This window comes from Sporolituus thermophilus DSM 23256, assembly GCF_900102435.1.
In the GTDB taxonomy this organism is placed as follows: domain Bacteria; phylum Bacillota; class Negativicutes; order Sporomusales; family Thermosinaceae; genus Thermosinus; species Thermosinus thermophilus.
Genome location: NZ_FNBU01000001.1, coordinates 16,690 through 29,194 on the forward strand (window position 1 = coordinate 16,690; position 12,505 = coordinate 29,194).

Consider the following 12,505-nt stretch of genomic DNA (forward strand, 5'->3'; position numbering starts at 1 on the left):
GGTTTGCAGCGTGTGCGGTTATTAGAACTGGCCGCCGAAGCTGAAGTGGGTCTTGCCGCCTTGTTCGCCGATGGCGTAATCAATGCGAATGGGTCCAATCGGGGTGGCTACCCTGAGGCCAACGCCGGCGCCGGCCTTCAGGTCGTTGAGCTTATAATGGTCACCGTCCCAGGCCTTGCCCACATCGGTGAACACAACGCCCTGGACCTTCTTGGCCACCGGGAAGCGGTATTCGGCCGTAGCGGCAATCATTTTGTCACCCTTGAACTGGTCATCATTGTAACCGCGCAGGGTGTCGGCGCCGCCCACGGCAAACTTACCGGCTTCCGGCATCTTACCGTCGGCATAGCCTACGGTAAGACGCAAGGCCACTACTTGCTCCCGGCCGACTTTCAGGTACTGCCGGCCTTCGGCGGTGTATTTGTTGAAGTCAAAGTCACCGCCAAGCAGACCGCCGGCAAACTCGGCCGAAAGCGAATACCGTCGGCCCTCGGTGGGATTGAAGACGTTATCGCGGGAGTCATAGACCCGCATGAGGGTAATGCTGCGGGTCAGACCGAAGTTGTCTTGGAGATAATTCGCGTATTCGGCCGGCGGATTGCTGTAGTCTACCGGCGCGCCGTCTTCATCGACGTTGCGGACATAGATGTCGTCCCGGTTTTTAAACGTGATATAGTTCTGGATATATTCGCCGTGCGGCCGGCCAAGGGTAATGTCCCAGCCCTTGCGTTTCTTCTCATAGGTCGAGCGCAGCGCTTCGTCATTGCCTTGGTAGCCGTAGTCGCTGTACTCGTTGGTCATGTTGTAGATGTTGAACCCAAGGGAGGTCTGTTTGCTGTCCAGCCACGGCCGCAGGTAGCTGAATTCGTAGTTGTTGTTGCCGCCGTTGCCGCCAAACTCCCAGTGCACTTTCACCTTGTCGCCGGTGCCGCGGAAGTTGTTGTCGCCCAGCTCGATGATGCCGACCAGGCCGTCGGCCTTGCTGTAGCCGGCGCCGATGGAGAAGGTACCGGTCTTTTGTTCGACAACACTGGTTTCCAACACTACGCCGTTAGGCTCTTTCCCGGGATTGAGCTTCATGTTGACATCCTCGAAATAGCCGAGATTGTACACTTTTTGCATGCTGCGGCGGGCGTCCTTGACGTTGAACGGCTCGCCCGGCTTGACCTTCATTTCCCGGGTAATGACATACTTCTTGGTTTTGTCGTTGCCCTTAACGACAATGTCTTCCAGGATGCCTTCGTTAATGGTCACGGTCAGCACCCCGTCCGGGCTCATGGACACATCGCTTACCCGTGCCAGAATATAGCCCTGGTCGTGGTAATACTGTTCAATGGCCCGCATGTTGTCGTTGAGCGTCTTGGTGTTCAGCGTCCTGCCCTTTTCGGCGGTAACAAGCGACTTAAGCTTGTCCGTCGTCACCTTGGTGTTGCCTTTGAAGACAACGTCCTGCAGAGCGGGGTTTTCCAAAACGGTATAGACTACTTTGACGCCTTCCGGAACTTCGGTGAAATTAGCCACGACATCGAAGAAATAGCCGAGTTCGTAAATTGCCCGCATGTCCTCTTTAATCTTGTCAGCACTAAATGCATCGCCCGGCTTGGTCTTGATCGCGGCCAGAATAGTGCTTTCGGCCACGGCCTTATTGCCGGCAACGGCCACCGCCGTCACCGTCCGGCCCGCAAGGTCGGCGGCCATCACCGGCGCCAAGGCGCCAAGTACGATGCTGAGTGTGAAAATAGCCGCAAGAAATAGCTGCCCGTAGCGTCGATTTCTCGTCATGCATTACCTCCTTATTAAGTTACTGGCCACGCAAGGATTTGCCGGCCGCCCGGATAAGTTTTTGTATTTCCTCAGGCGGCAGATTAACATCATGACCGCCTGGGCGGGCCTCCTTCACCGCTGGTTCCTGGCGCACCGTCGCTGCCGGCTTGGGCGGCTCAGTCGCCGGCTGGGCCGCGACAGTTACCGGTTTGGCAATTTCCGGCCGCGGCTGCTCTGGGCCTTGCGGGGCAGTCTTTTCCACCGCCGCCGGCCGCGGCTCAAGCGTGGCGAGCGGAATTGGCATGGCGGCTTCCTGGCGCTGCAACCACCAGTAAGCGCCCGCCCCGCCAGCGGCGACACTGACGGCGAGGACGAGCGCCAGGCCATGACGCAGCAGCGGATATTTATAGCGCCACTGCCGTAAACGATGCTGCTCCCTGGCATGCTGCAGCTCGGCCTGCGCCAGCAAGAGATCAAGCTCGCCCCGAATACCCTGGTCCCGGTTAAAGGCTTCTTCCGCCCGGGTGAGCCACTGCCGGGCGGAACGGAGATTGCGGGAAATACGCTGCTTGATGTCCGCCATTTCACCACCCCTCTATTACACCTACATCTTTATAATCCTGAGAAGGGGCCAGATTCTGGGCTTACCCCACAGGCAAAAAACAGGCCTATTGGGGCATTATTGCAAAATTTGCCGTGAATACGCCTGTTTTCTACTTATTTTCGCCACTATAAACTTTATTTTACTTTTAGTTCGTGCATCAGCCTGGACAGCATGCCCCGTACGCGGCGGATGCCCTGCTTCTGCAGGCGGTACAGGTGGGACAGGCTCATGTCCAGCGCCTCAGCCAGCTGCTTAGGTTCCCGCTCCTGGAGGTACATGCCGCTCAGCACCAGCTGCTCTTTGGCCGGTAACCGCCCCAGCGCCTGCAGCACCTGCTCGATTAAAAAGTTGCGCTCGGCCTGCTCGGGAACGGGCGCCGCCTCATCCACCAACCGGTCGGCCAGCGTATCGCCATCAATCTCGCCCGCCGGGCTGTCAATGGACGCCCACTCCCGTTTGCCTTCCCGCTCAATATAACTGAGCATCCGGCCGCGGATGCGGTGCGGGGCATAAAGACTGAAGGCTACGCCCCGCTCGGGCTCAAAGTTTTCCACCGCCTCGATGAGACCGACGGTACCCTCCTGGATAAGGTCCATGACAACCTGCTCGCGCGCCCGCCAGCGCATGGCCTCTTTGAAGACCAGGGGTTGGTAGTGCTCGATCAGCCGGCGGCGGCAGTCGAGACAGCCATCGGCTTTGAAGCCGCGCCACAACGCCGCTTCCTCCTCCGGCTCGAGCAGGCGGATTTTCTTCAGTTCATCCAGATACTGGGCAAAAAGCATGGACCATCATCCTTTACTAAAAACTAAACCGTGTTTCCAGGCCAAACCGGCGGCGGTTTTGTTCATCGACCGAGCCGGTAATGCTGAAGCGGCGAGTCAGGTCGTAGCGAAAACCAATCGTCCGCTCGTTGTGCCCGACCCCCAGCGTGTAGCTGAACATCAGCCGGTCATTTACATACTTGCTGATTTCGATGTTATAGACCTCGCGGTCGGTGTAGAGCTCCCGCTCCGCTTTGTCCGTCGCGTCTTTATCGGTCTGGCCGTCCGCCGCCAGGGTGCCGCGGACCACGCGGAATTCGTCAAGACCAAAGGCGCGGCGGAAGGCATCTTCCATCTCGGCAATGAAGCGCATCTGCAAGCCCACGTCGAGGAGGCTCATCACTTCCTCCCGGTCAAGACCGGCATCCCGCCCGGTGCTGCCGCTCTTCTGCTTGTCAAAGTAGCGGCTGCGCAAAGTGAGCAGGGACAGAATTTCCTGCTGGCTCATGGCGGGCTCGGAGGTGAGACGCATTTCCATGGCGGTTAGCGGGCCGTGGAGGTCAAGCCGCACCTGCGTCCGTTCCAAGCGCGTTTCGGCGCTCAGGTGGATGACCGGTTCAAAGGAACCGAACTGGGTGAACTCGGCCCGGCCTTCCTTAATGCGGAAGGGGGTGCGCAAATAACTGACCGTGCCGCGCACCGCCTCAAAGCGGCCGGTCGCGGCAGGCTGCCGGACAGTGCCGGCGAACTTGGCCCGGCCCGTGACAATGATATCGTACATATACGGGTTATGCAACCTAGCCTTGTTGCCGGCCACCACTTCCACGTCCAGCCCCATATCCCAGTCGGCCGTGCCGAATTCAGGCACGAGCGGGATGTCGATGTCGACATTGTCGAGTAGCAACCGGCCGCTCAAGAGCGGCTTGCCGCCGCGGCCGGTCAGGGTCAAGGTCCCGTTTAGCGGGCCGTGGAAATATTTGTGGCTGACGCCCAGTTTATCAAGGACAAGAAGCAGATCGTAGTCATCAATCGCCATCCCTTTTAGGCGCAGCGTACCGGCCAGACGGTAGGACCCGCCGCCCATCTGCCCGTCAAAGCTTTTTATATTAATTTTATCACCGGCAAACTGAATATCAACCGCCACATTCTGGATTGGCTCGGCGAGCGAAGCCAGTTTGACCGCCCCGCTCAGGATACGAACCTGTCCATTGAGGGTCGGCTCGGCCAGCGTGCCGCCGATGGTCAGCTCGCCTTTCGTTTCGCCGGCCGCCCAAGCCACTTCCCGCGTGAGGAGCGGCAGAATGCTGAGGTTGGCTTGTTCCAGGCGCAATTTCAGGTCCATCTGGTCGGCGATGCTCGCCTGGCTTCGCCCTTCGCGGCTGAGCGCCGCCAGCGGGATAACGCCGTAGGCGCTGGCCCGGTAGGGGCCTTTGGTCAGCAGGATTTGGTCGACGCGGATACTGCCGCTGTCAATGATAAACAGGCCATACAGGCTGTCAAAGGTGGCGCTGCCCAGCTGGCCGCCGGCAATCTCCATGGATACCGCCGTGTGGGGATGCTTAGCCGTGCCGGAAACCTGGGCGGCGAAGCTTAGTTTGCCTTTGGTGGTCACCGCCGCGTCAAACCAGGCCGTAAGCAGGCCGGCGTCGAGGTCCCGGCCGCCGACCTCCAAGTTAAGCGGTCCGTCCAGGTCGGCGGTGCCGCGAGCCGCCAAAATTCCCTGCCCCTGGTGAGCTGTGAAATTATGGATGGTAAGGATATTGTTAGTGAGCTCGACATCAAGGTCAATGCTGTCAAGGGGATAATTCTTGATTTTGCCCTGCCGGAGCCGTCCGGTAACAGCCAGATTCGGCCGGTCGGCAGCGCCGTTGACCAGGACATGGCCGTCCAGCCGCCCCTCAATGCCCTTGGCCGGTATGCGCACAATGGCCAGCAGGCCGGCCAGGTCGCCGTTCGTTACGTCGAGGTTGCCGTACACCCAGCGGGTATTTAGATCAAAGGCGCCGCTGAAGGCGTAAGACCCCTGGGCCTGACTAAAGCCGAAATGAGGAATCTGAATCCGGCCCGCGCTGACGCTGATGGCGCCGCGCACGTTTTCCACTTCGCGGCCGTTGAGGACCAATTTGGCCGCCGTCACTTCCCCCTGGAAAACAGGGGCGTCAGCCGGACCGGTCAGGGCGCCGCTAAAGGTGGCCTGGCCGGCAACCGGATACGGCAGACCATAGTTGAACCGGGCCAGGTCGATGTCCTGGGCGGCCAGCTTAATATTGAGCTCATTATTGGCGTCCACGCGGCCGCTAAGCCGAATTTCCGTGTTAAGCGAGTGAATGAGCGCGTCATCAATAACCGTGACGCCATCCCGGCGGTGGAAGTGGCCAACCGCTCTGGCAATCAACTGACCGCGGAAGCTGCCCTCGGTCAGCGTTACCGTCCCGACGGCATTGGGGTTTCTAACCGGCCCGGTGAGCACCAGGTCGCTATCCACATTACCGGTCAGGCGCTCACCGGGCGCCACCAGGGCAATAAGGTTCTCGGCCCGCACCTGGCGAGTCGTCACCGCGAGATTGACTTCCTGGGCTCCGGTAAGGCCAATCGTCCCGCTCACCCGGTAGACGGCCGGCCCGTTCACGGCGACGATATTATCCAGCACCAGCCGGCCGGCCTGCAGGCTGAGGGCGCCGGTCGCCGTCCGGAACGGCTGATGAAGGACGCGGCCGTTGGCGGCGGTGAAAGTGATGCTGGCTTCCGGACGATCGAGCGTGCCGGTCACCGTACCGCTGAACTCGGCCGTACCGTCAAGGGGCAAACCGCGAGCGGCCTGCGCCAGCGCCGCCAGGGGCACCTGATAACCGTGGACGGCCAGGTCGAGTACCTGCCCTGTCGCTTTTCCACTGGCGGTCAGCAGGCCTTGACCGGTTTTAATATTTATATAATCGAACGTAATCTGTTCACCGGATTTATACAGGCCGGCTTTGAGCTCGTCAAACGGCACGCCGGCCGCCTGTCCGCCTTGCACCACGACTATGCCGCCGGCGACGGTCGGCATTTTTCCTGTCTGACCGGCGACAAAGAGGTCGCAACCGACGCGGCCGCTTAGCCGGGAAGACACGCCGGGCAGCGCGGCGGCGTCCAGGTTGCTTGCTTTCACATCCAGCTCATAGTTTTGGCCGGACAGATCCACCGTACCGTTTGCGACAATACGGCCGCCGAAGATGTTGGCGGCAGCGTCAGTGACGGTGAGGACTTTATTTTGCAGCAAGATTTTCGTTCGCAGACTCGTTACGGGGTAGCCGGCGAGATATCCGTCCCGCAAGAATACTTCGCCGGACACGACGGGATTGGTCGCCGCTCCGGCAACCGTCACTTTAAGGGCGAGCGGTCCCTGCAGCGGCCCGTAGCCCAAAGCCGCCGGGTCAAAGGCCGCCGACGCCACCGCGAGATTGAGCACCGGCTCGCTCGTATCGAGGGCAACCCGGCCGTGCACGGTGACCGTCTGGCCGTAGATAGTAGCCTTGCCTTTGTATAAATAAAGGTTTTGCGGCGTTATGGTCAGCAGCGCGCTGCCATCGCGAATAGGGACGCCGTCGATATCTAGGGCGGCGTCGGCAATGCGCGCCTCGCCGGCATAGGTTATACCCTGCCCGTCCCGCCGCACGGTAAGTATGACGTCATAGGCATTGCCGGCGGTGAGCTTAACCTTACTGTCGGCCGGCGCCAGCGCGGCCAGGCGCGCTAAGGGAGCCTCTGCCGCCGTCAGCCGGACTACGCCCTGGCCGTCGGTATTTAGCGTTCCTTCGGCCGCAACCTTCGCCCCATCGATGGTGCTATCCAGCTTAAGGAATATTGTCGGATTATGTACGAAATCAATGGTGCCGCTGACCCGCTGCGCCTGCCACGTCCCTTGCGGGCTGCGTACGCTGACCGTGCCGTCCGCCAGGGTGATGCGGGCCCGGAAAGCTGCCCCGTCCCGGCCGCGGCGGTTAAGAATATCCTGCACGTTCCACTGGCCGTCATGGCGCTGAACAAGCTCCAGCGCCGGCCGCTCCAGCGTTACGGCGGTGACAGCTTCCGGACCGACATGCCCGCCAAGCAGGCTCATCAAGCCAATCGTGACGGTAACGCGCTCGCTGGCGACCAACCGCTCTCCCCGGGCGTTATAAACAGCCGCGTCGTAAAAGCTCAGCTTGTTATAGCCGGTTACTTCCACCCGGGCGAAGGTCACCCGCCCGCCTGCGGCGCGGCCGAGCTCTTGGGCCACCCGGTCCTGCATGCCGGCCAGCACCGTCTGACTTTGCCCGCACCAGACAGCGCCGGCAACAATCGCGACGATAGCGGCAATAACGAGTAAAAACAGGGACTTTTGACGCATCGGTGCGCCTCCTGCATAATCAGTACCTGCTACATTCGACACAAACCGTCTATCTTCCTGTAGCGCCGGCTGGAATATTATTCTGCACGGAAAAATTTGGATTATGCAGGCGCACAAAAAAAGCCGCCCCGCAGGGCAGCCGATAAATTATACAAACCCTTTGTTCTGCTCAATAATACGCACCGCTTCGTTTACCCGCTCGTCCGGAACAAAGGCTACCAACGTAAAGGCGTAGCCGCCGGCCAGCCCGTACCCGCGGGCACTGTAGCCGCTGACCGACGGGTCGGCGCCCATGAGGACGCGGGCCGCCCGGTTTTCGTCGTTAGGTGTATCGGCCGAATACACGGTCAGTCCGGTTAACGTCTCCGCCAGATTACTCACCGGGTCGCTATGGACATCATCCTGGGATATGCCAAACCGGGTGTTGCGGCGAATATGGTTGTCGGTCAGGCCGACCGCGGCCAGCGCGTCAGCAGCCGCCTTCGCCCTGGTGCTGGACGGAAAATGGGCGATAATGGTTCGTTCATTTTTTTTCGGCAAAATACCGCACCTCCTTCGCGAGGTTAGTATTTGCCGGCAGTAAAAAAATTAACAGCCGGAAAGTCCGGCTGCATGCTTTTATTTGACAGGAACGCCCATGGCTTTGTCCAGTTTGGCTTTGCTGGTATTGTAGTCATAGAGGGCCTGCACATAGTTGGTCTTCGCCTGCGTCAGGGCGACCTGGGCATCCATGACGTCCAGGTTGGTGCCCACCCCGGCACTGTAGCGGACCTGGGCGATCTTGTAGTCTTCCTCGGCCTTGTCAACGGCCACTTTCGTTGTTTCGATGCGTTTTTCCGCTTCTTTCAGGCTGAGATAGGCCTGGCGCACTTCCAGCTGAACCGCATCCCGCGTCTGGCGCGCCTGTTCCTGCGCTTTGGCCAAGGCGGCGTCGGCCTGCTTGATTTTGGCGCCGGTCACGTTGCCGTCGAAAATATTGAAGCTGGCCGACAGCCCCAGCGCCCAGGTGTCACTGCTAGTACCCGGATCGGTATCGGACCAGGCCTGGCTGCCTTGGAAAGACACGGTCGGCCGCCGGCCGCTTTTGGCTACTTGTATTCCTTCTTCGGCGCTCTTAACATTGAGGTCGGCCTGGGCAACCTCCGGCCGGTTTTTGAGGGCATAATCAATTGCCTCTTCCAGGGTAAGGGGATATTTAACGTACTGGAGGTCGTCCTTGACCGAAATTTCGGTGTCCAGCGGCAGGCCAATAACATTGTTGAGGCCGGCCACCGCCAGGTCATAGCTGTTCTGGGCTTTAATCAGGTTCTGCTCGGCATTGGCCAGTTCCACTTCGGAACGCAGCACGTCCGATTTGGCCACCGTGCCTACCTCATACTGGGCCTGCACGTTCTTCAGGTGGGCTGCCAGCCGGTCTACCGACTCCTGGTTGAGTTTAACCATGTTGCGGGCCTGCAGGAGATTGAAGTAAGCGGTGGTGGCATCAAGCTTTACCTGTTGCTGCGATTTGACTACCCCCAGATCGGCCGCTTTCAGCCCCAGTTTGGCCTGGTCAATAAGGCCCTCGAGCTTGCCGCCGGTATAAAGGGGCAGGGTAAGGGTGACTTTATTGTCAAATTTATCAATAATCATGTCCGGCGAGGATGAACTTGCCGGAACATCCGACCGGGCGGCCGAAAAGCTATAACTCAATGTCGGCAGTTTACCGCCTTTGGCCTCGGTTACCTTGCCGGCAGCCGTTTCCTTATCGGCCTCGGCGATTTTTACCGCCGGGTTGTTCTTGAGCGCGAGCGCGATGCTTTCCTCCAGAGTCAGCTCTACCGGCGCCGCCAATGCGGCTGCAGTATTGACCGCCAGCAGCCCGCCGATGACGGCTGCGGTAATGCACTTTTTCCAATAGGCTTGTCCCGTCATTGAACTCTTTCCTCCCAATCATGTCGCTTGTGCTGCTGACTGATTAGTCAATCATGTTTTAATTATAGGCCGCTTTGCCGGTACTGTCAATAAATAGATGGCGCCTTATCCGGCAGCAATTGCCAGACCTGCGGCAACAGAATTGTATAAAAAGCGGCGCCCGAAAGAGGCGCCGAAAAATTAAGACGGAAGTGATTTGGGGCAGGGCATGTTTTTCTTCTGCTCGTTCTTGCTTGGCAATTGACCGGCGCCTGGCCGGTTTTTTTGGGCAGGGCTCGAGTCAGTCAAATCCTTGACCGCCATAAATTCACCTCCGTCTTTAGCTTTCCCCGCGGGCCGGCGTATATTGAAAAAGAAGCAGGAAACGGAAATGGAAAGTGGTGGGGCCGGTTAGGCAAAAATTTCCGCCAGCTCGATGACAAGCTCGGGAAATATTGCTGCCGCCAGGGTTTCCCCTTTTTCGTACATCTTATGCCGTCCGTACTTGCCATCATCACCTAGGCAAAAGACCATGACGGTCTGATCGCCCGGATGGACGATCCAGTACTCTTTCACGCCCGCCCGCTCATATAAGTCGAGCTTCTCGGCCATATCTTTCTTGGCGGTATCGGGCGACACCACTTCCACGACCAGGTCTGGCGCTCCTAGGCAGCCCCGGTCGTCCAGTTTGGCTTTATCGCATACCACGACAATATCGGGCTGAACCACATTGCTCGCGGCGTCCGGATCCTCACCCGCCGCCGGTAGCCGCACGTCAAACGGCGCGACATATACCTCGCAGGTTTTATCGCGGAAGTAAGCGTGCAAGGCCGCAAAAATATTACCAACCAAGGCCTGATGCTGCCGCGACGGCACCGGTGTCATATTATAAACCGCTCCGCCGATAAGTTCCCACCGCTCGCCGTCCTGCCAACCAAGATAGTCGCGGTACGTATAGCGCCGGTCAAGTTTTGACGCCGCCTCTGCCATTGCCTGCTCCTCCTTCGCGTGCTTTTATTTATTATTATACCCTTTTCCTAAAAAAGTCGATTTAAAAAAGAGTCAGGACTGGCCTCCGAATTTTAAAACGTCGTCCGCACGCCGACCGAAGTGCTGGTATCAGCGCTCTTGTTGATGCCGTCTACCTGGCCGACAACAAAAGTATCAGGGGCAATTTGGTATTGGGTGCGCAGTTTGACCCGCACATCGTTGGGGTCGTAAGCATCTACCGAGAGGCGGAGCTGCTGACCGAGTTTGGCGTCAACGCCGATACCGGCTTTGCCGTCGATGACGCCGGCGCGCCCGGCCAGACCCTCGCCGCGGCCTACCTGAAAGTTGGTTTTGCTGCTGTCGCCAATATCGCTGACGCCGATAACGGCAAAGTCGCGGGGCGAAGTTTGGATGCGCACATCGGCGCTGCTCCGGTACTTGTGGTTATCGGTGTCGTATAACATTTCAATTCCGGCTTCGGCTTTGACGCCGTCCACCTTGCTCAGTATGCGGTTGGCTTTCTCGCTGGCCTCCCGGGCGTTGCGCAGCGTTTCTTTGAGATTGCGGGAGGTTTCCGGATCGGTAACTACCCCTTCCAGCGACGCGGCCATTTTCTCGACCCGGGCGCTGGTCGCTTTTAAATTCGCAAGCGTTTCCCTGAGGTCGGTAGCCGTCTGGCCGTTATTATCGACATTGGCCACCAGTTTGTCTACCCTGGCCGCCACGTCGCGCAAACTGCCGGACATGGCCCGCAGGTTGCGCACCGTATCCTGGATGTCGCCCTCGCTGCTTTGCGCCATCCGGGCTAAACTCGCGCTCAGTTCGTTCAGGTGGTCCGTGATTTGGCGGGCGTTCAGCAGGGTTTGCTTCATGGCCCCCTTCACTTTTTCGTCGCCGAGAACGTCGTTCAGCGATTTGACCAGGGCCTGAATGTCTAAGAGCACCCGGTCGGCGGTGGCGATCAGCTGGTCAAGCCCTTGCGGGTCTTCGCCGCGCACCTGGGCGCCAGGAGGCAGAAAGCCCGAATTGGCCGCGGGGGGAAGAATGTTGATAAATTTTTCGCCGAGCAGCCCGTCGGTACCGATGGTAAACCGCGCCCCCTGCGGGATTTTTACCCCTGGGCTAATCAGCAGGCGCACCTTAACCCCCTCGGGGGCAACCGAAACCGCCTGCACCCGGCCCACTTCCACGCCGGCGTAGCGGACCAGGTTACCCTCTTTCAGACCGCTTACCTGGTTAAACGTGGCGGTCACCGGATAGCCCTTATCGCTGAAGCTGAAGCCGCCCAAATGGACGATCATATAGGCGAGGAGAAGGAGGCCGACGATGGTAACGGCGCCTACCTTCGCTTCCGTGCTCAGATTCATGGTTTCTGCCTCCTTCGTGCCAGGGCGCTGGACTTGTAACCGTGGATGAACTGCTGGACAATAGGGTTTTCGGACTGCCGGATTTCGTCAACCGTCCCGATTTCGACAATCCGGCCGCCGTAGATCATGGCGATGCGGTCGGCGATGTTAAACGCGCTGGACATGTGGTGGGTGACTACCACCGATGTCACGCCGAAAAGGCGGCGGGCACTGGTAATCATCCGGTCAATGGTGCCGGACATAATCGGGTCCAGACCGGCCGTCGGCTCGTCGTACAGCACGATTTCCGGATTGATGGCCATCGCCCGGGCCAGACTGACCCGCTTCTTCATCCCGCCGGAAAGCTCGCTCGGCATGACGTTTTCCTGCCCCGCCAGGCCGACCATCCGCAGCCGCCGCCGCACCACGCGGGTGATTTCCTCCTCGCTCAGGTCGGTATGCTGGCGCAGGCCGAAGGCCACATTTTCCCCTACCGTCATGGAGTCAAACAGCGCCGAATACTGAAAAACCATCCCCATATGCCGGCGCAACTTATTCATTTCCTCTTCGCCGGCCCGGGAAATTTCCTGCCCCTTAACCCAGATTTCGCCGCCGGTGGGTTTTAGTAAGCCGATGATGAGGCGCAGCAGCGTACTCTTGCCCGAGCCGCTGGGGCCGATGATCACCATGATTTCCCCTTTGGCGATTTCCAGGTTGATGTCGTGGAGAACGGGCCGGCCGCGAAAGGACATATTGACGTTTACTAATTTAATCACGC

Annotated in this window: 9 protein-coding genes; all 9 read right to left on the minus strand. The window is 59.1% G+C overall.

Translation table 11 applies throughout. The features are described from left to right. Positions 1-21 precede the first annotated feature (21 nt). The 9 genes from BLQ99_RS00090 to BLQ99_RS00130 all read right to left on the minus strand — a co-directional run bounded on the left by BLQ99_RS00090 (position 22) and on the right by BLQ99_RS00130 (position 12,503). Positions 22-1,782, minus strand: a complete 1,761-nt coding sequence (locus BLQ99_RS00090; RefSeq protein ID WP_093686910.1) for a BamA/OMP85 family outer membrane protein — start codon at positions 1,780-1,782, stop codon at positions 22-24. Between the two features lie 19 nt (positions 1,783-1,801). Then, positions 1,802-2,347, minus strand: a complete 546-nt coding sequence (locus BLQ99_RS00095) for a hypothetical protein (protein WP_093686912.1) — start codon at positions 2,345-2,347, stop codon at positions 1,802-1,804. Positions 2,348-2,502: 155 nt separating this feature from the next. Next, entirely contained in the window at positions 2,503-3,150 is a 648-nt protein-coding gene (locus BLQ99_RS00100; RefSeq protein ID WP_093686914.1) for a sigma-70 family RNA polymerase sigma factor, read from the minus strand. A gap of 16 nt (positions 3,151-3,166) precedes the next feature. Further along, positions 3,167-7,498, minus strand: a complete 4,332-nt coding sequence (locus tag BLQ99_RS00105) for a translocation/assembly module TamB domain-containing protein (RefSeq protein ID WP_093686916.1) — start codon at positions 7,496-7,498, stop codon at positions 3,167-3,169. A 147-nt stretch (positions 7,499-7,645) separates the two neighbouring features. Continuing rightward, positions 7,646-8,038, minus strand: coding sequence for a hypothetical protein (locus BLQ99_RS00110; RefSeq protein WP_093686918.1), 393 nt, complete (start codon positions 8,036-8,038; stop codon positions 7,646-7,648). A 78-nt stretch (positions 8,039-8,116) separates the two neighbouring features. Beyond that, positions 8,117-9,412, minus strand: coding sequence for a TolC family protein (locus BLQ99_RS00115; protein WP_093686920.1), 1,296 nt, complete (start codon positions 9,410-9,412; stop codon positions 8,117-8,119). Between the two features lie 390 nt (positions 9,413-9,802). Further along, complete coding sequence (locus BLQ99_RS00120) at positions 9,803-10,381, minus strand: Uma2 family endonuclease (protein ID WP_093686922.1); 579 nt, start codon at positions 10,379-10,381, stop codon at positions 9,803-9,805. 92 nt (positions 10,382-10,473) lie between these two features. Continuing rightward, positions 10,474-11,748 (minus strand): MlaD family protein, encoded by a 1,275-nt coding sequence (locus BLQ99_RS00125; protein WP_093686924.1) that lies wholly within the window; start codon positions 11,746-11,748, stop codon positions 10,474-10,476. After that, positions 11,745-12,503: an ABC transporter ATP-binding protein gene (locus tag BLQ99_RS00130; RefSeq protein WP_093686926.1), complete on the minus strand. Its 759-nt coding sequence runs from the start codon at positions 12,501-12,503 to the stop codon at positions 11,745-11,747. The genes BLQ99_RS00125 and BLQ99_RS00130 overlap by 4 nt, the downstream gene beginning before the upstream one ends. Positions 12,504-12,505 lie beyond the last annotated feature (2 nt).

Bases quoted from the DNA above. Each gene is read 5' to 3' on its own strand.
- BLQ99_RS00090 (WP_093686910.1), bottom strand. From the start codon at position 1,782: ATGACGAGAAATCGACGCTACGGGCAGCTATTTCTTGCGGCTATTTTC.
- BLQ99_RS00095 (WP_093686912.1), bottom strand. From the start codon at position 2,347: ATGGCGGACATCAAGCAGCGTATTTCCCGCAATCTCCGTTCCGCCCGG.
- BLQ99_RS00100 (WP_093686914.1), bottom strand. From the start codon at position 3,150: ATGCTTTTTGCCCAGTATCTGGATGAACTGAAGAAAATCCGCCTGCTC.
- BLQ99_RS00105 (WP_093686916.1), bottom strand. From the start codon at position 7,498: ATGCGTCAAAAGTCCCTGTTTTTACTCGTTATTGCCGCTATCGTCGCG.
- BLQ99_RS00115 (WP_093686920.1), bottom strand. From the start codon at position 9,412: ATGACGGGACAAGCCTATTGGAAAAAGTGCATTACCGCAGCCGTCATC.
- BLQ99_RS00120 (WP_093686922.1), bottom strand. From the start codon at position 10,381: ATGGCAGAGGCGGCGTCAAAACTTGACCGGCGCTATACGTACCGCGAC.
- BLQ99_RS00125 (WP_093686924.1), bottom strand. From the start codon at position 11,748: ATGAATCTGAGCACGGAAGCGAAGGTAGGCGCCGTTACCATCGTCGGC.